This is a genomic window from Hydrotalea lipotrueae (assembly GCF_019249625.1).
Lineage (GTDB): Bacteria > Bacteroidota > Bacteroidia > Chitinophagales > Chitinophagaceae > Hydrotalea > Hydrotalea flava.
Map to the genome: position 1 here is coordinate 85,783 of NZ_JAESDL010000006.1, position 19,868 is coordinate 105,650.

At 39.3% G+C, this 19,868-nt stretch carries 21 protein-coding genes; 9 read left to right on the forward strand and 12 right to left on the reverse strand.

Annotation, left to right across the window (positions count from 1 at the left end):
- Positions 1 to 141 precede the first annotated feature (141 nt).
- Complete coding sequence (locus JK139_RS05795; protein WP_218330783.1) at positions 142 to 1,113, forward strand: phytanoyl-CoA dioxygenase family protein; 972 nt, start codon at positions 142 to 144, stop codon at positions 1,111 to 1,113.
- Positions 1,114 to 1,327: 214 nt separating this feature from the next.
- On the opposite strand, the gene JK139_RS05800 is transcribed toward JK139_RS05795, so the two are convergent.
- The 3 genes from JK139_RS05800 to JK139_RS05810 are packed head-to-tail and all read right to left on the reverse strand — an operon-like array spanning position 1,328 to position 4,149.
- Positions 1,328 to 2,338 (reverse strand): aldo/keto reductase, encoded by a 1,011-nt coding sequence (locus JK139_RS05800; RefSeq protein ID WP_228733136.1) that lies wholly within the window; start codon positions 2,336 to 2,338, stop codon positions 1,328 to 1,330.
- A gap of 37 nt (positions 2,339 to 2,375) precedes the next feature.
- A complete protein-coding gene (locus JK139_RS05805) occupies positions 2,376 to 3,239 on the reverse strand; it encodes a carboxymuconolactone decarboxylase family protein (RefSeq protein WP_218330784.1) in 864 nt (287 codons plus the stop codon).
- 4 nt (positions 3,240 to 3,243) lie between these two features.
- Positions 3,244 to 4,149 (reverse strand): MBL fold metallo-hydrolase, encoded by a 906-nt coding sequence (locus JK139_RS05810; protein ID WP_218330785.1) that lies wholly within the window; start codon positions 4,147 to 4,149, stop codon positions 3,244 to 3,246.
- 157 nt (positions 4,150 to 4,306) lie between these two features.
- On the opposite strand from JK139_RS05810, the gene JK139_RS05815 reads away from it, so the two are divergent.
- On the forward strand, positions 4,307 to 5,203 hold the full coding sequence (locus tag JK139_RS05815; RefSeq protein ID WP_218330786.1) for a helix-turn-helix domain-containing protein: 897 nt from the start codon (positions 4,307 to 4,309) through the stop codon (positions 5,201 to 5,203).
- A gap of 129 nt (positions 5,204 to 5,332) precedes the next feature.
- Here the strand turns inward: JK139_RS05815 and JK139_RS15845 are convergent, their stop codons facing one another.
- The 6 genes from JK139_RS15845 to JK139_RS05840 all read right to left on the reverse strand — a co-directional run bounded on the left by JK139_RS15845 (position 5,333) and on the right by JK139_RS05840 (position 7,725).
- Positions 5,333 to 5,503, reverse strand: coding sequence for a DUF2200 family protein (locus tag JK139_RS15845; RefSeq protein WP_218330787.1), 171 nt, complete (start codon positions 5,501 to 5,503; stop codon positions 5,333 to 5,335).
- Between the two features lie 172 nt (positions 5,504 to 5,675).
- The gene (locus tag JK139_RS05825; protein WP_218330788.1) at positions 5,676 to 5,963 is read right to left on the reverse strand and encodes a YdeI/OmpD-associated family protein; all 288 of its coding nucleotides are present in this window, start codon (positions 5,961 to 5,963) and stop codon (positions 5,676 to 5,678) included.
- On the reverse strand, positions 5,960 to 6,331 hold the full coding sequence (locus JK139_RS05830) for an iron chaperone (RefSeq protein ID WP_218330789.1): 372 nt from the start codon (positions 6,329 to 6,331) through the stop codon (positions 5,960 to 5,962). The genes JK139_RS05825 and JK139_RS05830 overlap by 4 nt, the downstream gene beginning before the upstream one ends.
- Positions 6,332 to 6,391: 60 nt before the next feature.
- Positions 6,392 to 6,964, reverse strand: coding sequence for a transposase (locus JK139_RS05835; RefSeq protein WP_218330790.1), 573 nt, complete (start codon positions 6,962 to 6,964; stop codon positions 6,392 to 6,394).
- A gap of 189 nt (positions 6,965 to 7,153) precedes the next feature.
- Positions 7,154 to 7,288 (reverse strand): hypothetical protein, encoded by a 135-nt coding sequence (locus JK139_RS15635; RefSeq protein ID WP_262900168.1) that lies wholly within the window; start codon positions 7,286 to 7,288, stop codon positions 7,154 to 7,156.
- Positions 7,289 to 7,317: 29 nt separating this feature from the next.
- The gene (locus tag JK139_RS05840; RefSeq protein WP_218330791.1) at positions 7,318 to 7,725 is read right to left on the reverse strand and encodes an IS110 family transposase; all 408 of its coding nucleotides are present in this window, start codon (positions 7,723 to 7,725) and stop codon (positions 7,318 to 7,320) included.
- 547 nt (positions 7,726 to 8,272) lie between these two features.
- On the opposite strand from JK139_RS05840, the gene JK139_RS05845 reads away from it, so the two are divergent.
- Both JK139_RS05845 and JK139_RS05850 read left to right on the forward strand, forming a co-directional pair.
- Positions 8,273 to 9,412 (forward strand): AI-2E family transporter, encoded by a 1,140-nt coding sequence (locus tag JK139_RS05845; protein ID WP_074419275.1) that lies wholly within the window; start codon positions 8,273 to 8,275, stop codon positions 9,410 to 9,412.
- A gap of 75 nt (positions 9,413 to 9,487) precedes the next feature.
- Positions 9,488 to 10,393: a hypothetical protein gene (locus JK139_RS05850; protein ID WP_218330792.1), complete on the forward strand. Its 906-nt coding sequence runs from the start codon at positions 9,488 to 9,490 to the stop codon at positions 10,391 to 10,393.
- A gap of 56 nt (positions 10,394 to 10,449) precedes the next feature.
- Here the strand turns inward: JK139_RS05850 and JK139_RS05855 are convergent, their stop codons facing one another.
- Complete coding sequence (locus tag JK139_RS05855; protein ID WP_218330793.1) at positions 10,450 to 11,049, reverse strand: NifU family protein; 600 nt, start codon at positions 11,047 to 11,049, stop codon at positions 10,450 to 10,452.
- Positions 11,050 to 11,272: 223 nt separating this feature from the next.
- Positions 11,273 to 13,645, reverse strand: coding sequence for an ATP-dependent helicase (locus tag JK139_RS05860; protein WP_228733137.1), 2,373 nt, complete (start codon positions 13,643 to 13,645; stop codon positions 11,273 to 11,275).
- Positions 13,646 to 13,853: 208 nt separating this feature from the next.
- Here JK139_RS05860 and glk point away from each other — a divergent pair, with 208 nt between their 5' ends.
- From glk to JK139_RS05885, 5 genes are all read left to right on the forward strand, one after another.
- Positions 13,854 to 14,897, forward strand: a complete 1,044-nt coding sequence (gene glk / locus JK139_RS05865; protein WP_074418085.1) for a glucokinase — start codon at positions 13,854 to 13,856, stop codon at positions 14,895 to 14,897.
- Between the two features lie 107 nt (positions 14,898 to 15,004).
- Positions 15,005 to 15,787 (forward strand): murein L,D-transpeptidase catalytic domain family protein, encoded by a 783-nt coding sequence (locus tag JK139_RS05870; RefSeq protein WP_141676770.1) that lies wholly within the window; start codon positions 15,005 to 15,007, stop codon positions 15,785 to 15,787.
- 211 nt (positions 15,788 to 15,998) lie between these two features.
- Positions 15,999 to 18,098, forward strand: a complete 2,100-nt coding sequence (locus JK139_RS05875) for a peptidylprolyl isomerase (RefSeq protein ID WP_218330794.1) — start codon at positions 15,999 to 16,001, stop codon at positions 18,096 to 18,098.
- 124 nt (positions 18,099 to 18,222) lie between these two features.
- A complete protein-coding gene (locus JK139_RS05880) occupies positions 18,223 to 18,729 on the forward strand; it encodes a DUF2480 family protein (RefSeq protein WP_218330795.1) in 507 nt (168 codons plus the stop codon).
- 11 nt (positions 18,730 to 18,740) lie between these two features.
- Positions 18,741 to 19,139 (forward strand): lipocalin-like domain-containing protein, encoded by a 399-nt coding sequence (locus JK139_RS05885; RefSeq protein ID WP_218330796.1) that lies wholly within the window; start codon positions 18,741 to 18,743, stop codon positions 19,137 to 19,139.
- A 51-nt stretch (positions 19,140 to 19,190) separates the two neighbouring features.
- Here the strand turns inward: JK139_RS05885 and JK139_RS05890 are convergent, their stop codons facing one another.
- Positions 19,191 to 19,838, reverse strand: a complete 648-nt coding sequence (locus JK139_RS05890; protein WP_228733138.1) for a peptidylprolyl isomerase — start codon at positions 19,836 to 19,838, stop codon at positions 19,191 to 19,193.
- Between the last annotated feature and the right edge of the window lie 30 nt (positions 19,839 to 19,868).

The window sequence follows — 19,868 nt, forward strand, 5'->3', positions numbered from 1 at the left end:
AAATTGGTCAATGGGCTATTTGTAACCCTACTTCTATACTTGTACTTTTATTGCATGAAAATAACGGTTGCTATGGGGTTTAATACTTTATACCGTTTATTCACTTAAAAAACGATTCATTCATTGTAATAATTTTAGCGTATGCAGGAAAAAACAATGGCAGCAGTGATGGTGCCCACAAACGCACATAAAGATATTCCCGGGAACCCTTCTGTAACAAAATCAAGTCAACATAAACTGAACGACAGAAGTAATGGTAAATCATTACGCGTACTTAGTGAGGAAGACTGGCAGTTTTGGATAACCAATGGTTATATTGTTATTAAAAATGCCGTACCGCGAGAACAGGCTTTAGCAACGGCTCAGTTTTTATGGGAGTTTGAAGAAAAAGATCCCAATAACCCTGCAACCTGGTATTCGGCACCACGCGCCGACATGCAAATGAAAGAACTGATTAATACCGGTATGGTGGAAGTATATAACCACCAACATTTATGGAATAACCGTATGACACAGCGTGTATACGATGCATTTGTAGATATTTGGGGAACGGAAAAATTATGGGTAACCATTGATCGGGCGAATTTAAATTTCCCCATTAGGCCAGGTTTTGAATACAAAGGCTTTATTCATTGGGATTATGATCCGGAAACAAAACCGGTAAATGTGCAGGGTGTACTGGCATTGGCCGATCAAAAAGATGAAGATATGGGTGGTTTTCAATGTGTTCCGGAATTATTTAGAACCTATGATGCCTGGAAAACCACACAACCAGCCAATCGTGATCATTTTAAACCGGATATAATGGGATTTGAATTGGTGAAGGTAAAAATGGGGGCAGGTGATTTGCTCATCTTTAACAGCTTGCAACCGCATGGCATCAGGCCCAATAATAGTAAAAATAAAGTGCGCATTGCACAATATATTTCCATGATGCCTGCCGAAGAAGAAAATAAAGCATTAAAAAACTGGCGTGTTGATTCCTGGAAAAATCGCATTGCTCCGGAGGGGTATGCTTTTCCAGGAGATCCGCGAAAATGGGAACAAACCCGTTATGGAACAGCACAATTAAATGCATTGGGAAAAAAATTATTGGGTTTAGAAAAATGGTAGTATGCGTTTCTAACTGAATATAAATTGTTCTTTTTATCCCCCACATCAGCGCAACAAATTGTTGGGCTGTTTTTTTATGATATATACAAAGTGTTCGGAAATGATACACTTTTTTATAAGAACCTTCACACTATAGTATTAAGTATTAGTATCCAACTTTTCCACATCAAATTCTTAACGGACTATTGTTTAATACAACAAAGCATTTAAGCATTTAACGTCCCGTCAAGCTTTCATGAAAATCTGAATAACGATTGCCCTGAACGGTAATGTGAGAGGCCGCTTCTTCTATTTCTTTTAAATCATCGTTTGTAAGTGCAACGTCAATCGCTCCCAAATTTTCTTCTAAACGTTCCAGTTTTGTTGTGCCGGGAATAGGAACTATCCACGACTTTTGCGCCAGCAGCCATGCTAGTGCAATTTGTGCAGGTGTTGCATTTTTTTCCTGTGCAACTTTGTTTAATAAATCAACCAGAGCCTGGTTTGCTTTTCTGTTTTCGGGGCTGAACCGAGGAACTGTATTGCGAAAATCGTCACTATCTAATTTTGTGGTTTCATCAATTTTTCCTGTAAGAAATCCTTTGCCTAAAGGACTGAATGGAACAAAACCAATTCCTAATTCTTCCAATGTTGGAATGATTTCTTTTTCAGGTTCTCTTGTCCAGAGAGAGTATTCGCTTTGCAATGCAGTAACCGGCTGCACTGCATGTGCTTTGCGAATGGTTTGTGCGCCGGCTTCTGATAATCCCCAATATTTTACTTTGCCTTGCTCAATTAATTGCTTTACTGTTCCCGCCACATCTTCAATCGGAACATTGGTATCAACGCGATGTTGATAGTACAAATCAATGGCTTCTATTCTTAATCTTTTAAGGGAACCTTCCACCACTTTTTTTATATGTTCAGGTCGGCTATTTAGTGCATTCCATCTTGCATTTGCCTCATTTTCATTTGCAGCCGCCCATCCGAACTTTGTTGCAATGGCTACTTTACCTTTAAATGGTTCTAACGCTTCACCAACCAATTCTTCATTTGTAAATGGACCATACACTTCTGCCGTGTCAAAAAATGTTATACCAAGCTCAACTGCCGAACGAATGAGCTGAATCATTTCCTGTTTATCTTTCGCTGCACCATAAGACCAACTCATTCCCATACATCCAAGCCCAAGCGCAGACACTTCAAGCCCGGTATTGCCCAATTTTCTTTTTTGTATTGTTTTCATTTTTCTAATATTTTCTTTGATGAAATTGTGTTGTTTTCTAATGAACATCTTTTTCAATTTTAGCCTCTTTAATTGCATAAATAGCATTTGCAATGCGTGGAAAGCCAATGTATGGATATAATTGTATTAAAGCAGAAAGAAGGGTTTCTTTATCGTTACCTACTTTCATATTACCAACGGCATGAGAACCCATTTGCTTGTCAGCACCTCCTAAAGTAGCCAGGGCACAAAATATCATAAGCTCTCTTGTTTTTAGATTGAGCCCATTTCTCGTATAAAAATCACCAAAACATGATTCGGTCAATATTCTCGGAACTGCTTCCGCAAATTCGCCGGGCAAATCTTTCATGTTTTGTTTCATTCCTTCTCCATAAATCGGTGTTTGAATTTCTTTTCCCTTATTAAATCTTTCACTGTCAGCTATTGTTGCTTCATTTTCCAAAGGCAGTTTTATTCCTCTGTCTTTGAAAACACTGTTTATAGTATCTAACGCATTTAATACTTTGGGATAGCCTATGAATGGAGCTAACTGATAAATTATTTCCCTGATTTCAATCGGCTTTACACCGATGTTCAATGCAGCGTTTGTATGTGCTTTCAATTGTGGCAGCGTCTGATTTGTTGCAAGAGCTGTAATCGTGATGAGTTCACGGGTGGTGTCGCTGAGATTGCCTATATAAAATACTTCGCCGAAAATGAAGCGTTGTAAAATGTTCATTAATTCAGGGTCGTCAGAATTTGATACAGATTGAACTTGTTTGAAAAGTTCTTCAAATTTCTGTTTTGATTTTTCTATTCTGTTCATAGTATCTTTTTTATTAGATTGTTTGATGGTATTTTGCGACATTGACTGCGACAATGAGCATACAATAATTGTAAATGCGAGGAGTATATGTTTCATAATTTCAGTTTTTATTTTTTAACCGTTTCAATATAAAAGGCTCACCCGGTGCCAAAACATTTATCCGTTCTGGATTGACAACTTTGTCAATCAGGTGTTTTGGGTCGCCATTGAAAGGTGAAAAATCCGGAGCATCAACAAATCCCCAATGACTGAGTATAATCGGTGTGTTTGGATAAGCATTTGCAATTTTTACAGCACCTTCCAATCCTGAATGAAAAGCAGCATCCTCGGAGTAGTTAAACAGGATTGCATCAGGTTTAGGCATGTGCAGTTGTTCCTGCATAAATCTTGAATCACCGGGAGCCCAGATGGAGCCATCCGGCGTGTTGAACCAAAAGCCGCAGGCATCTCCCGGCGAATAATAGCGCTGACCGGGTTTTGGAAAATCGTTCTGCCAGGCATGGTCTGCAAGGGTTAGCCTAGCGGTTACTTTTCCAAAATGAAACGTATCTCCTATGTAATGTCCAAAAGAATGAAAGCCTTCATTTTTCATTAAAGAATCTACATAAATAGTAGAATGGAATTCTTTTGTTACAGAAGCAAGGTCATGAAAGGTTTCAACGCTGTAATGGTCGTTATCGCTATGTGTTGCAAGCACTGCATCAAGGTGCGGAACGCTTTTTGGCTTAATGGGAAAATCCATTAATAAAGGCATGTCGTAACCTTCCATCAGCGGGTCAATCATAAACGTTGTGCCGTGGCTATTGATAAAAAATCCTGCCATGCCCAACCACCGTATTGTTGTATTATTTGATGATGCAAATGCTTCAGCGCTGAAAGGTTGAGTTGCTGGTGCTTTTGCCTGAAATTTCTTTGCAGTGCTATCGGTGCCTGATTGTACCTGTGAGGTAGAAGCTGAGGTTATAACAATCATTAGCAATAAGAATATGTATTTTGTCTTTACCATTTCTATTTGTTGCGTTTTGAAAAGCAAAGTTCTTTATACTTTCGCGCTAAATAGTTATACGAATTCCTGTTTTACTTACCAATATTTCCGGTTGTAAAGGCGAATGCAAAAGCTATAGAATACTTATCCTAATTTTAATTTTAATAATGAGTTATTCATGGAAAAAATAATCAAAATAGAAAGCGTTGCACAATTCAACAAAGACAGGGGGCAGAAGACACTGCATCCATTAGTAAGTGTTCTTGACCAATCATTTTCCAAACCAGTAGTAGAAGCACGTTATATTTCGGAGTTGTACATTATTTTTTTAAAAGATTTGAAGTGCGGAGAATTAAAATATGGTCGCAGTCATTATGATTATGAAGATGGAACGCTTCTTTTCATAGCCCCCGGTCAGGTATTTGGTTTTGAGGAAAATGGAAAAATGGTGCAGCCAACAGGATGGGCATTGGTTTTTCATCCTGATTTAATCCGGGGAACACATCTTGGTAAACACATTACTGATTATAGCTTTTTTACCTATGATGCAAATGAGGCGCTTCATCTTTCAGATGCCGAAAGACAAATTGTGTTAGAGTGTTTTAATAAAATTAGTTATGAACTAACACATGCCATTGATAAACACAGCAGAACTTTAGTTGTGACTAATATTGAACTGTTTTTAAATTATTGTGTACGTTTTTACGACAGGCAATTTGTAACGAGAGAACATCCTCATAAGAATATATTAGTTGGTTTTGAAAGTTTGTTAAACGATTATTTTAATTCTGACAAACCGCAAACTTTAGGATTGCCTTCTGTTAGTTATTGTGCAGGTGAACTTAATTTATCGGCAAAGTATTTTGGAGATGTAATAAAAAAAGAAACAGGAAAGTCGGCACAAGAGTTTATACAATTGAAATTAATAGATATTGCAAAAGAAAAAATTTTTGATACAAGCAAATCAGTAAGTGAAATTGCTTATGAGCTTGGATTTAAATATCCTTCACATTTTACCCGTTTATTTAAACAAAAGGTTGGTCAATCTCCGGTTGAATATAGAACGTTAAATTAAGTATTTTCCAATTGAGCACTCAATGCGGTGCGTTGGCTATTGCAGGTCTTTTGCAGGTTGGGTTTGTGCGATGGTTATTTTAGAATTTATAGTTGTCCCTTTGTGAATTGCGGGGGTGTCCAAACAGGGTTACACACAACGTTGGGCGGCTTTGCGATGGGCTGGGAATAGCGACTGGTCAGTAGATTGCCTTGACAGAGGATTTTCAATTTCTTTTATCCGATAGCCGCAAATTATATCGATTATGAGATGTGCGTTAGGGTTCAATGTTGCTTCCCTGAAGAATGTTTCAAAAGTCACTTTCTAATCAATTCTTTTAATTTTTGTCGTCTAAGCCGGCAACCATTTTATCACCAAATACAATTCTTTCTTTGTTCTGCATTTACTCTCAACTTTTGTTATATAATATAATATATATATACGGATGCAAATACCATCTTTACAACTCGTTTATCGTTTTCAGGTGTTGCTTTCATATTTCAAGTTTTTTAAACCATTTTTTTGCATTTGGTCTGCGATGTGGACATCCGGGCCAACAACAGGGTTGCCGTTTCCCTTCTTTCAATTCTTCAGCCATACGTTCAATATGCTCTGCTCTCGTTTCTTTTTTTTTGACGATGGTAACCCAGCAAATCCATTCGTTGCGCTGAATAGGCGTAAGATTATTCCATTTCACAAGAATGTCGGCATCAGATGACAATGCTTTTTGCATATCACTCGGCACTTCATGCAGGATACCATTGGAAATTTTACTATTCATTTTTTTTGTTTTTTAGCGTCTTCTTCCACACGAAACTTCACTATCTTTTTTATCAATGCCATTGGTAATGGTTTGCCTATGGGAAACTGAATTGCTCCTTTTGAGGTACTATATTTCTCTAATTCCTTTTTGAAATGAACAATCGGATTGGACGTGGGATAAAAGCCGATATGCGCTTTGTGAACCGCATAATAAACCAACACTTTGTTCTGTTTGAAAGCGGGCATACCGTAGCTGATGGTATCCGTTGCCTGTGGTGCAACCTGCTTTATTCCCTGTCGCAGTTGTTCAAGAACTTTCCGAATACCGGCAGATTGCGATGCGTGATATTCGTCTATGTCATTAAACTTTAAGTTACTTTTGTTCATATGTCAACTTGTTTCGTGAGGTCGTATAACATTCTGACTAACGTTTTCCAACTTCTTGATTTAAAGTTGTAAACCGAGGTCATGGGTTGTGATGTTAAATTTATGAATAAGGCGTTTCATTTCTAAGACTTTTCTCTTTCTTTTCTGGTCAAGAAATTCGTATTGGGCGGGCGAGGAATAGGGGATTGCTTTTACCACCATGTCCCGGATGATGATGGCCAGTTTTCGGGCCGTGGCAGAAATGGCGGCAGCCCTTCCCCTCCGAAAAGCAATCCGCTTAAAGAAATTGGAGAGGTGTGTGTCTTTGAGATTGCCGATGGCATTGGCGGCATTTCGCAGCGCTATTTTCAGCCGGTTGCTTCCTTTGGGTATTTTATGGCTGAGTACTTTGCCACCCGATACTCTGTTGTTGGGGGAGAGGCGCAGCCATCTGGCAAACCATTTTGCCGTATCAAATTTTTTAAGTCCGTCAACTCCCACTTCACTCATTAATGCTATGATGGTACTGTGCCCCACGCCTTCCACAGCCATCAGGTCAACGCCATTAAAGTATTGATAAGCGATCTGGTTGAGGTCAAAATTTTGGGGTGCATTTTTGTTTACTCTTTTATGCGGCTTAGCATCGGTTTTCAACTTTTTTTTATTTTCATCGGCGTTGATAAAACTCTTGATGAGTTCTTCAATGGAGGCACCACACTGTTGTATTTTTTGTTGAATGGATTTGTAAATATCATATTCTTGGTGCAGTGCAGGGCAAAGAGATAATCGGTTCTTCCATTACTGTGCAAGGCTTTGGCGGTTTCGGTTGCTGATTTTCTACAATTACCGTTTCTGAGGGCGGCCAGGGTTTCGGGATTTTTTTTCACCTTTGCAAATGGCATCAATGATGGCAAGACCGGTGATGTCATTGACCACTGCATCCAGCCGCAGGTTAAGCAGGCGCAGATACTTCTGCATTTTTCGGGTGGTGGCGGCGCTGTTGTCAATCAGGTTGGTTCAGTGGCGGTCGTACTTACGCAGGTATTGGGTAAAAAACTTCCGGATAATAAACCGAGCGGATGAAGTTTTTGAATCCATTGACAATCCTGCACATCGGATTTTTCCCCTTTGATGTTTTTGGTAAACTTTCCATTGCAGAGGATAACCTGCATCCCGGCCTGATGCAAATTGCTGAACAGACTTTGCCAGTACGTACCGGTGCTTTCCATCGCTATAGAATTAATTTTGTTTTGCAGGAGCCACTCGGTGAGGGCATGCAGGTCTTCATTATACACACCAAATTCTTTTACATCTTCCGCATTTTGTCCGATGGCCACAAAATGGGAACGGCTGCCTACATCAATACCGGCAGCGTGGGGTTGGATGATTTCCAAGGAAGTTTTTTTCTTTACCATAAAAAAGATTTTTAAGTGAAAAAACTTTAAGAAATCTATTTTCGTGCTGTAATTATTCTGAACGGGGTTGCCGACAAGTCGGCACCACCAATGTAATTATAACAAGTCCTGATGTTGACAATCTGGACATTTACATTTCAAGCAGGATTGCACACGGGCTATGATGCACCAATGCTTAAATCGGCCTTACATAGAGAGCTGCGAATATAAGCCCGTTAGCCGAGGTAATTAATTGGGAAACCCTAATAGGTGGATTGTATGCAACGTAAGGGTAAGGCAGCCAAATGTGCAGCGCTTGCGCCAGTTAATATAAACCGACTACTATCGGCATTTAAATAAAACAATGGTTTTTAGACTGTGTGCCTGTAACGAATAGGAAACCAAAAGAACTGGTATCAAACGTTTCATTTTTCCTGTTCAATTAACCATCTATTTTGTTATTTACCACAACAATTTTTTAGAAGCTTACATTGCCTTCGTTATTTATGCTTTATCCTGCTTTCTACATTTAGTTTTCCTATTTTTACACAGATCAAAAACATGCCACTTGAAAGCATCGCTCACTTTTTTACAAAAACTGGCTTATACGTTGATTAGTATTTGCCTGATTATTTTGTTGCTATACCATGCACAATCCTTTTTTATTCCGGTTGCTTTTGCGGCTTTGTTTACTTTGTTGTTAATTAGCCCTGCCAATGCTTTTGAAAAATGGGGTATTTCCCGCGGCATCAGTGCATTGTTGGCTGTATTATTAGCCATTATATTGGTGCTGATTGTTTTTTATTTTATTTCATCGCAAATTATTGGCTTTAAAAGCGATTTACCTAAAGTAGGGCAACAACTGTATATTGCCATCTCCGATTTAGAAAACTGGGCACAACAACACTTTCACATTAGTGACCAACATTTTAAAAAACTGATTGACTCGGTTACTACACAATCTATGACCAGCACATCGGCTATTGTGGGAAGCACATTCTCTACTTTATCCAATGTATTGGTGTATTTGGTGCTCATTCCTATTTATACTTTTTTACTCTTATTGTACCGACATATTGTGATGGGATTTTTTGTAAAAAGCTTCGGCAATGCCCATGCGTTAACCGTAATTGATGTTTTACATAAAATTAGGATGATCATAAAAGATTATGTTTTTGGTTTGTTAATTGAATTATTGATCGTAGCGGTTCTCAACTATATTGGCCTGTTAATTTTGGGTGTACAATATGCTATTTTATTGGCCGTGGTGGCAGCCATATTAAACCTCATTCCTTATCTTGGCATATATACCGCCACGTTGCTAAGTATGTTAATTACATATACCAATAATACCCCTACTGCTGTATTGGGAGTGGCCATTGTAATGATTGTAGTGCATTTAATAGACAGCAATATTTTATTGCCAAAAGTTGTAGGTTCAAAAGTTAAAATCAATGCACTGGCTACTATTTTAGGCGTTGTTGTTGGCAGCCTGCTTTGGGGCATACCCGGTATGTTTTTGGCCTTACCCATACTGGCTATTTTAAAAATTATTTTTGATTCTGTAGAGCACTTACAAGCCTGGGGTTACTTGTTGGGTGATGATAGCGATAATTCAGAACATGTTCATAAAAAAAGAAAAAATATTTTAATGCATTTATTCAAAAAAAATACCGGCTCAAAGAACAGCAAAAATCATAATGCATAAATTTTATTGTGTTGGGTTTTTAAACGAATGTCTGCTGACTTGGTCTCATGGTTTCATAATGAGTAACCATTCCATATGCAACAACTTAAAATATTTACCTTCTTCGTTTTTATTTCGTTTTTATGCCTCTCCAGAACGTTTGCGCAAAGTAGTTCAGATAGTACGCACTCATACTGGAAAGCTTCAGTAGATTATTTAAGCAATGCTGTGTATAATGGCAGAAAAGACTCTGCTGTATTGCCTTATATTACCCCTATAATTGGTTATTACCACAAAAGCGGGCTATATTTTAGTGCCAGTGTTGCTTATGCAGCAGTAGCCAATGAAAACAGAATTGATTATTTTTCGTTGGATGCGGGATATAATTTCTCCATCCAAAATTTCAGTGGCGATGTAAGGGCCAATAAAGCCTTTTACAATGCACAAAGTACCGCAATTAAAAGTGATATAAAGGGTGGAATAGGAGCCGACTTAAGCTATGATTTTAATTTTTTGCAAGCAGGTATAAGTGCTGATGTAATTTTTGATAACAAAACAGATATTGCTTTTAATACCAACATTGCCCATGCTTTTAGCTGGGGCACCGAAAACAGGCAATGGAGTATAACACCTACTTTAGCTGCTAATTTCAGCAGTTTATATTTTTATGAAGGATACACCAATCGTAGAGTGGGTAAAGCTATAAAGAAAATAAACCCAAATGTGGTTTCAGTAAAATCCACCACCCTTGTTCCTAATCCCGGTATTACGCTATTAGATTATGAGGCCTCATTACCGCTTATGTACGATGCCAAAAAATGGGGCATTGCATTTACACCCACCTATGCCATTCCCATGAACAAAATTGAAACCACCACTACCACTACCTACACTTTAAAAAACAGAACCACTTATACCATTACCAATAATACCACACCGGCTTCAGAAAAGCATCTAGCAAATTCATTCTTTGCCGAACTCACGATCTATTTCAAGTTCTAAACATAAAAACCCTTCTCTGTTTTTTCAGAGAAGGGAAAACTATAAAAAATGAAAAACTATTCTGCTTCAGCAACTACTTCTTTCACTTCGGGAATCATGCGCTTCATCATGCCTTCAATACCTGCTTTTAGAGTAATCATGGAAGATGGACAACCGCTGCAACTGCCTTGTAACATCAGGTTAACAATTCCCTCTTTATAACTACGAAACTGAATGGCACCACCATCCATTTCTACCGCCGGTTTTACATAATTTTCCAACAATTCTTTGATGCGTTTTACCACATCATCATCATCGGCCGCTACCACATTGCCTGATTCCTGTTTCATTTGCGCTACTTCTTCTTCATTAATAACAGGTCCGCCATTTTCTAAATAATCTTTCAAAAATTGTTTGATGGTTGGAATCACATCCTGCCAGTCGCCAGTATCCGGTGTTTTGGTTAAGGTTACAAAATTGCTGGCAATAAATACACTTTTAATGAACGGAAAACTAAACAATTCTTTTGCCAATGGAGAAGGCCCAGCACTGCGTTCATCCTGAAAGTCAATACTTTTTCCGGGATACAGTAGCTTATTGGCCACAAACTTCATTGTTTCCGGATTGGGCGTCATTTCTGTATAAATACTTACAATGGTGTTGCCTGTTTTTATCATAACGAATGATTTATTGCTTCAACCGCAAAATTAATCAAATAGCAGCGAAAGGGGCACCCGAATGCCTGTTACATGCTGTTTTTTTCGGGAATCGAAAGCAATACCGGTGCCATTTGTTTCAAAAAATAGCGGTAACCGCAAGTTTACTAAGGTTAATTTGCGCTGTTGTAGGGCAGGTTGCCAACAACAAATAAAGTCCGGCAAAGCAGGAATGGGATCCTAATTATTTCTGTACTATCCTGATTTTTGCATAATTCAGCATAATTTTCTTTTCGCCATTGTGCTCAAACTGAATGGTAGCAATAGGATTGTGTGCACCACCTTCTATTTTAATAATTTTTCCAAAACCAAATTTCTGATGTTCAACCGTTTGGCCGGCTTCCATATCAGAGGGATCACCGGGTTCAAAATCGGGAGAGGGTACATGAACCGTTACTTTAGGTGGTGGTGGGGTAACAGGCATATAAGCGGGTTTGGAAGGCTGTTTCTTGGAAGGAGGGGAGCCATATTGTTTTTCTGCAGCGTTTGTATCGGAATAACCCATACCCCTTTGCATGCGCTGAAAGGCATTACCGTTATTGTACCCATTTCCGGCATTGTTTCTTGCGCCGCCTCCGGCATAACTTTTATCTAACAATGATTCGGGCATTTCTTCCAAAAAGCGACTGGGTTCATTTTGAACAAGGCTTCCAAAACGATAGCGTGCATTGGCATAGCTTAACCACAGCTTTTCTTTGGCACGTGTTACTGCTACATAAAACAAGCGGCGCTCTTCTTCCAATTCTTCTCTTGAATTAATGCTCATGGCATTGGGGAACAGCGTTTCTTCAATACCGCCCACAAACACACATTTAAATTCAAGCCCTTTGGCGGCATGAATGGTCATTAGTTTTACTGAATCTGCATCGGGGTCAGTATCTTTATCTGCATCTGTTAATAAGGTTATTTGCTGTAAATAACTGCCAAGCGATTTATCTACCATTTCGCCCTCTTCATTATCGGGCATCTCTGTCCACTCTTTTATTGAGTTCATGAGTTCCTGCACGTTTTCATAACGGGCCAGGCCTTCTGTAGTTTTGTCATTAAACAACTCTTTCACCAAATTGGTATGTTTGCCCACCTGAACCGCTACTTCATACGCATTATTACCTGCCATCAATGTTTGAAAGTAGCGAATCATGGTTACAAAATTTTGAATGGATTCCAGCGTAGCGCCTTTAAACCCATGGGCTGCGGCCGATTGCAACACTTCGTATAATGTAGTGTTTGTTTCATTGGCAATAATCACTGCTTTTTCAATAGTTGTTTTGCCAATACCCCGAACAGGATAGTTAATAATTCTTTTCAGCGCTTCCTCATCTCTGGTATTTACAATTACCCGTAAGTAAGCAATATAATCTTTCACTTCTTTCCGTTGGTAAAAGCTGAGGCCGCCATAAATTTTATACGGTATGCCCATGCGGCGCAGGCTTTCTTCAAACGAACGGCTTTGGGCATTGGTGCGGTATAAAATAGCAAAATCTTTATTATCGTAATGGTTGCGCAGTTTTTGTTCCTGAATGGTATCGGCTACAAACTTTCCTTCTTCATTATCGGTCATGGTGCGTACCAGCTTAATTTTTTCGCCGGTCGCATTTTCGGTCCATAATAATTTGGGTATTTGTCCCTTGTTGTTTTTAATTACTTCGTTGGCTACTTTAATAATGGTATCGGTACTGCGGTAGTTTTGCTCTAATTTTACCAGCTTTACATCATCATAATCTTTTTGGAACTGCAATATATTTTCGATGGTGGCTCCGCGAAAGCTGTAAATACTCTGGGCATCATCGCCCACCACACAAATATTTTCATGAATGGCCGCCAGCAGTTTGGTAATTTGATATTGTACCGGATTGGTATCCTGGTACTCATCAATCAAAATATATTTAAACTTGTTTTGATATTTATACAGCGCCTCATTATGGGTTTTCAGCAACTCATACATTTTGAACAATAAATCATCAAAATCCATCGCCCCGTTTTTAAAACAGCGAGCCGCATAGGCTGCATACACCTGTGCAATAGCGGGGCGGTTGGCACGCATATCTTCCTGTTGAATGTAATAATCTGTGGCATATTCAGCCGGACCAACCAATGCATTTTTAGCCGATGAAATTCTGTTATGTACAATGTTGGGCTTGTAGTGCTTATCATCTAAATTCAATTCATTAATCACGGTTTTTAAAACAGAACGGCTGTCATCTGTATCATATATAGTGAAATTACTGGGGTAGCCCAACCGATGTGCTTCGCCCCTGAGAATACGAGCAAATACACTGTGAAAAGTGCCGATATACAAGTTTCGTGCATCATGATTGCCCAAAATCCTTTCTACCCGCTCTTTCATTTCCTGCGCTGCCTTATTGGTAAAAGTTAATGCTAAAATATTAAAGGCATCTACCCCATTGGCCATTAAATGCGCAATCCGGGTAGTTAATACTTTTGTTTTTCCACTACCGGCTCCGGCAATAATTAACAAAGGACCCTTGATGGTGGTTACCGCTTCCCTCTGGGGTTCATTTAATCCGTTTAAGTAATTGGGCTGTGTCATTCTCATTCATTCGGCTCTGTTGATGGAACCTGATTATAGTAAATTCAATATAATTCTTTTTGCTGATCACCGGCGTATATTTCCACCATTTTCTGCGCTGCAAGATAACAGCTATGCCCGGTATTCAAACAGTATGTGCATATTCTTTCGGGCAAAAATTTCAACAGGCTATTGGCGGTACAAATAAATCATTTATACTAACTTGCCGCTTATTATGAATCCATCTTTACATCTTCCGATTGCTTTCCCTCATTTGCAGGCAGCACCCGATAATATTTTGGTATTAGCAGGCGATATTGGTGGTACAAAAGCCAACATTGCTTTGTTTAAAGTGAATGGCCAGGGATTTACTTCTATAAAAGAAAAACGGTATACCAGTAAAGACTATCATTCCTTTCATGAAATTCTGACCGATTTTTTAAAAGATCAGCTCGTGCCGGAGCGCATTTGCCTCTCAGTAGCCGGCCCTATTATAGAAGGATCGGTAAAGTTTACCAATTTAAGCTGGGAAATTAATGGAAAAGATATCAGCCGATTGATGCATAACTGTCCGGTGGCCATTTTAAATGATCTGGAAGCCACAGCTTATGGTCTTGCAGCCGTTGCTCCCAATGAGCTGCACATATTACACAAGGGAAAAAATGAAACACCGGGCAATATTGGCATATTGGCGGCAGGTACTGGCTTGGGCGAAGCGGGAATGTACTTTGATGGAACTGCTTACCATCCCTTTGCCACAGAAGGCGGGCACTGCGATTTTGCCCCCCGCACCCACCAAGATATTGCCTTGATGCATTTTTTAATGGAAAAATATCCGCATGTTAGCTGGGAACGACTGCTTAGTGGTGGTGGCATTGAAAACATCTGGGATTTTTTAGTACTAAAAGAGGCAAAGAAATGTCCGGATCCAATTTTATCGGGTATTCAAACAGCAGCCGATAAGGCTGCGGCCATCAGCAAAGCGGCAAAGGATCGCTCCTGCCCGGTTTGCTTGGAAACCTTGCAATTGTTTAACCGATACCTTTCTATTGAGGCGGCTAATATAATTCTGAAATACAAAGCTACCGGTGGACTTTATCTGGCCGGGGGTATTGCACCAAAAGTGTTGCCTTTATTAAATGCTACAGTTTGGGATGAAACGTTTCAAAACAGCGGCAGAATGCGTCAGCTATTGGCAGAAGTAAGCGTTCATGTGGTACTGAATCAACAAGCGCCTTTATTGGGCGCCGGCTACTATGCATGGTTGGGAATGCATTAATTTGGTGTGTTTGCTTTGTTAAAGAAAGTTTAATAAATATTGCCTATGGGGCTACTTTTTCGCTATTTCAAGTAGTTTGCATTCTTCTTGAAATTTATTTGTGCAGCATGATGTTGTTGAAAGGTAAAAAAACAGTCCAATTTATCCTATGTATCATTGCCCTTCCGGCGATGTTTAGTTTTGCGCCAAACTTTGCGTATAGTCCTCAAAATCGTCATATTCCGCTCAAAAATATTGCCCCGTCTACCCATTTATCCCTTTACCAACAATTGGCTTTAGCCTACAAAGGTCTATCCTTTACAGCCTACAAAATGGCATTGGCCGGAATGCAGGAATTATTACAAGCAGGTAAAATTCAAAACGATGCTGTTTTAACCATTATTGATTTTAGTTTACCTTCTTCACAAAAAAGATTATTTGTAATTGACTTGTTGCATGGGGCATTGTTGTACAATACCTATGTGGCACATGGAAAAAATTCCGGCAAACTAATGGCCACCCAATTCTCTAACAGGGCCAATAGTTATAAAAGCAGCTTAGGTTTTTATGTTACTGAAAACACTTATCGCGGCAAACATGGTTTTGCACTACGGTTAAATGGTTTAGAACCGGGTATTAATGACAATGCCTACAAAAGAGGTATCGTAATACATTCAGCACCTTATGCCAGTGAAAAGTTTATAAAAGCACAAGGCTATCTGGGCCGCAGCGAGGGCTGCCCTGCACTGCCTCCCAAACTGGCACCGGCTATTATTCAAACCATTAAAAACGGGTCTTGTATTTTTGCTTACAGCCCCAGTGAACATTATCTGACAGCATCTGCTATCATCAGCCAATTACCCGATTCGCTTTCCGGCAATTTTTCCACAGCAGCCAACTTTAGTTTATAAAACAGGGTACTAGGGTACTCTGTTTCTGTTGCAGAACAAAGCACCTAAACCTTCCCGAAACAACGATTTTCCAAAAACTGGGATGAGATTGTTGTAGTGACCCGTTTTAGACAACCACATTGCCTTTTGGTAATTTTTCCACAATTTGTGCAATAAACTTAATCCCCTATTTTTGCCATCCTTATAAAATTTATTACTAACAATTATAGTTATGTCTGTTATTCAACGCATACGCGACAAAGGAGCCTGGTTTGTTTTTGGCATTATTGCACTGGCATTACTGGCGTTTATTCTGCAGGATGGTTCATTTCGCAGGGGAAATTTCTTTTCCAATACTACGGTTATCGGTAAAGTAAATGGCCAAAGTATTGAGCGTGCCGACTTTGAAGAAAAAGTAAGTATGTATGGTGGCCGTGGCGCCAATCGCGAACAAACCATTGCCCAGTTATGGAATAATGAAGTGGCTTCCATTATTATGGATCAGCAATACAAAAAACTAGGACTTACTGTAACGGCAAAAGAAGTGAGCGATATTTTATTTAACCCCATGACCTCGCCGTTAAAACGGGAATTTACTGACCCTAAAACCGGTATGTTTATGGTGGATGAAGCTAAATCAGCTTTTGAACAATTGAAAAAATCGAAGAATACACAACAAATGGCGCAGGTAGAAGAGGCTTATATTAAGCCGGCCATTCAACAGGCTTTACAGGCCAAATATCAGGCTTTGTTGCAACAAGCCATGTATGTTCCTAAATGGTTGGTTACCAAAACCGCATCCGATAACAATCTAATCTCCAACGTTTCTTATGTATATACGCCTTATAGTGCCATACCCGACTCTTCTGTTAAAGTAAGTGACGATGAAATTATGGCTTATGCCAGCAAACATAAAGATGAATACAAACACGATGAAGAAACCCGCAGTATTGCTTATGTAACCTTTGATGCCAACCCAAGTGCGACCGATTCAATGGCAGCCTTTCAACAAGTGCTGGCCAAAAAAGCAGATTTGGCTACCAATACCAACATCAACACCTTCTTTGCACAAAACACATCTGATTTGCCTTTTTATGATGGCTTTATTTCTAAAAATCAAATCAAACAAAAAAGCATTGACTCTATTGCTAAATTACCTGTTAATGGTGTGTATGGTCCTTATTTAGATGGGAATGAATATGTAATTGCTAAACTAATTGCTGTTAAACAATTACCTGATTCTGCAAAAGTGCGCCATATTTTAGTGGCCACCCACCAGCAAGACCCGCAATCAGGTGTATTACAAAGAGTGAGAGAAGATAGCGCCGCCCGTAAAATTATGGACACCGTTGAAATGCAGCTAAAGGCTGGTGTTCCATTTGATTCTGTTGCCTTAAAATATTCTGATGATGGTAACAAAAGCACCGGCGGTGTATACGATTATTTTACTACCGGACGCATGGTTCCTACCTTCAATGATTTTAGTTTTGAAAAACCCGTGGGTAGCAAAGGGGTTATTACCACCGAATATGGCTTACATTATGTAGAAGTATTGGGACAAAAAGGTTCTTCTCCTGCCTACAAAATTGCTTATTATGCTAAACCCATTATCGTTAGCAATGAAACCGATGCCGCAGCCGTAAATGCAGCAGCTCAGTTTGCCTCTCTCAGCAAAAACAAAAAAGATTTTGATGCTACTGCTGCTAAAATGAATAAACCTATTTTAACGGCTGAAGACATTAAAGAGAACGATTACAATATTCCCAATTTGGGTGATAGCCGCCAGTTAGTACGCTGGATTTATGACCATAGTGTAGGTAATGTAGAAGAAGAACCGGTAAGAATTGGCAATAATTATGTGGTTCCTATTGTTATTGCAGACATTAAACCGGGCTTACCGCCAGCAGCCGTTTTAAGACCGCTGATTGAGCCCATAGTACGCAATGAAAAGAAAGCGAAAATATTATTAGACACCAAGTTTAAAGCAGGGGCTGATTTAAATGTGTATGCAACCGCCACCGGTAGTTCTGTTCAAAAAGCAGATAGCGTTTCTTTTAGCAGTCCGTTTATTACCGGCATTGGTAACGATGCTAAATTTACCGGTGCTTCTTTTAACAAATCTTATCTCAATAAAGTTACGCCGCCCGTTGCCGGCAGTAATGGTGTTTTTGCATTACAGGTAGATGCTCTTAATAGCAAACCTTCAACACCTGAAGAAGCACAAACCATTCAGCAAACCCTGTTACAATCATTACGAATGGCTATTTACAGAGGTATGGATGCCCTACGCAAATCGGCCGTAGTAAAAGATTACCGCAGCAAGTTTTATTAGTTCATTCTTTTTTATCAAATACTTCAAAAGGTTTCCGGTTGTTTCCGGAAGCCTTTTTTTATCGTATTACGAAAAACCACCCCCATAACAAATTGTATCTTTGTGATGATAATAACATTAAAATATGGAAAAACCCATTGTTAATAAGGTAGCTGAAAGCGGATTAATTACTTTGGATTTAGCCGGTTTTTCGCCCAGCGAACCGCTACGCTCTTTCGATTTGAAAGAGTATCTTTTCATGGGGCTGATTTTAAAAGAAAAAGATTTCAGAACCAACTTACAAGCAGTAAACTGGGAACAATATACCGGCGCCATTGTAGCCATTCATTGCAGTGCCGATGCCATCATTCCCATGTGGGCCTACATGCTGGTAAGTGCTTATTTAACGCCGGTAGCAAAAGATATTTTTTGGGGAACAACCGATAAAGCTTTGGAATGGGCCTGGCTGCAGAAAATTAAAGCCATACCCGTTTCTGAATACACCAATAAACGGGTAGTAATTAAAGGTTGTGGAGAAACCCCCATACCCGAAGCCATGTATGTAGCCATCACACAACAATTACGGCCGGTAGTAAAAAGCATCATGTACGGTGAACCTTGCAGTACTGTGCCTGTTTTTAAGAAAAAATAAAATTTTTTATTATGAAAAAACAAATAAAAACCCTCAGTACAATTGTGGTAGCCACATTATTACTAAATTCCTGCAGTTTACAACAACGATTAACCGGAACCTGGAATATTGTAAAATTTCAGGAAACCAATATCAATCAGCAGAATGCAGAAGCCAGTAATGTGGGTACCATTCAGTTTAAGAAAGATGGCAGCGGTATAAAATCGCTGAGTTATTCTATTTTGGGTAACCAAACCAACGATCAAAAACCTTTTACCTGGACAATTAACGGACAAAACATTACATTGAACAGCGATAATGCACAGTTCCCAAAATCATGGATTATCGTTACCAATAAAGCCAAATACCAGGTTTGGAAAACTACCGACGGTCAAGGTAATATTCAAAAAATGGAATTGAAAAAACAATAAGGTTGGCTTATTTAAATACCAAATACGCTGCTATTGCTAAAGTGCGCATTTTTATAAGCGCCGAATATTAAAAATTACGATCGGCGGATCGAGGTACTGGTTATAATCGCTCCCATTGTAAATTTTTTCAACAATATCCATCCCCTTCACCACTTTACCAAAAGCTGCAAAGCCCTGTTTGTCATCCATATTGGCGCCGCCATAATCCAGTCCGGGCTCTCGTTCCATACAAATAAAAAATTCTGTGCCTGCCGTGCCCGGCGCCATTCTGGCTAAGGATACGGTACCTGCTTCATGCCGCAAACCGGTTGCTTTGGTACTTTCGTGCGGTATACCGGGTACCGAAGTGGCCAATTGATTATTGGTTTTCCAGATTCCACCCTGTACCAGTTCGGTTTTGGGCGCATTCATGGGTTGGTTTAAATCGTTCAACACACGATAAAAACTGGCTCTTTTGTAGTAACCGGAGTCTACATAACTCAAAAAAGCTGCTACTGTTTTAGGTGCTTTTTCGGGGTATAATTCTAATTCAATATATCCTAAAGTTGTTTCAATTTGTACGTGCGGATGGGTATAATGTTTTTCAGGTTTACAGCCCCAGAAGGTTGTAATCATTCCTAACAATAACCCTAACCATATTCCGGCTTTCCCTTGTTGATTCATGGTTTTGCCATTTACGGACATGCCTTTCTGTTCCATTGTTTTAAATTCTGTTATTCCATATTTGTT

Excerpts from the sequence above, each read along its gene's own strand:
- JK139_RS05795 (WP_218330783.1), top strand. The coding sequence starts at position 142 with ATGCAGGAAAAAACAATGGCAGCAGTGATGGTGCCCACAAACGCACAT.
- JK139_RS05800 (WP_228733136.1), bottom strand. The coding sequence starts at position 2,338 with ATGAAAACAATACAAAAAAGAAAATTGGGCAATACCGGGCTTGAAGTG.
- JK139_RS05805 (WP_218330784.1), bottom strand. The coding sequence starts at position 3,239 with ATGAAACATATACTCCTCGCATTTACAATTATTGTATGCTCATTGTCG.
- JK139_RS05810 (WP_218330785.1), bottom strand. The coding sequence starts at position 4,149 with ATGGTAAAGACAAAATACATATTCTTATTGCTAATGATTGTTATAACC.
- JK139_RS05815 (WP_218330786.1), top strand. The coding sequence starts at position 4,307 with ATGGAAAAAATAATCAAAATAGAAAGCGTTGCACAATTCAACAAAGAC.
- JK139_RS05825 (WP_218330788.1), bottom strand. The coding sequence starts at position 5,963 with ATGAATAGTAAAATTTCCAATGGTATCCTGCATGAAGTGCCGAGTGAT.
- JK139_RS05830 (WP_218330789.1), bottom strand. The coding sequence starts at position 6,331 with ATGAACAAAAGTAACTTAAAGTTTAATGACATAGACGAATATCACGCA.
- JK139_RS15635 (WP_262900168.1), bottom strand. The coding sequence starts at position 7,288 with ATGCAGAAGTATCTGCGCCTGCTTAACCTGCGGCTGGATGCAGTGGTC.
- JK139_RS05840 (WP_218330791.1), bottom strand. The coding sequence starts at position 7,725 with ATGGTAAAGAAAAAAACTTCCTTGGAAATCATCCAACCCCACGCTGCC.
- JK139_RS05850 (WP_218330792.1), top strand. The coding sequence starts at position 9,488 with ATGCAACAACTTAAAATATTTACCTTCTTCGTTTTTATTTCGTTTTTA.
- JK139_RS05855 (WP_218330793.1), bottom strand. The coding sequence starts at position 11,049 with ATGATAAAAACAGGCAACACCATTGTAAGTATTTATACAGAAATGACG.
- JK139_RS05860 (WP_228733137.1), bottom strand. The coding sequence starts at position 13,645 with ATGAGAATGACACAGCCCAATTACTTAAACGGATTAAATGAACCCCAG.
- glk (WP_074418085.1), top strand. The coding sequence starts at position 13,854 with ATGAATCCATCTTTACATCTTCCGATTGCTTTCCCTCATTTGCAGGCA.
- JK139_RS05870 (WP_141676770.1), top strand. The coding sequence starts at position 15,005 with ATGATGTTGTTGAAAGGTAAAAAAACAGTCCAATTTATCCTATGTATC.
- JK139_RS05875 (WP_218330794.1), top strand. The coding sequence starts at position 15,999 with ATGTCTGTTATTCAACGCATACGCGACAAAGGAGCCTGGTTTGTTTTT.
- JK139_RS05880 (WP_218330795.1), top strand. The coding sequence starts at position 18,223 with ATGGAAAAACCCATTGTTAATAAGGTAGCTGAAAGCGGATTAATTACT.
- JK139_RS05885 (WP_218330796.1), top strand. The coding sequence starts at position 18,741 with ATGAAAAAACAAATAAAAACCCTCAGTACAATTGTGGTAGCCACATTA.
- JK139_RS05890 (WP_228733138.1), bottom strand. The coding sequence starts at position 19,838 with ATGGAACAGAAAGGCATGTCCGTAAATGGCAAAACCATGAATCAACAA.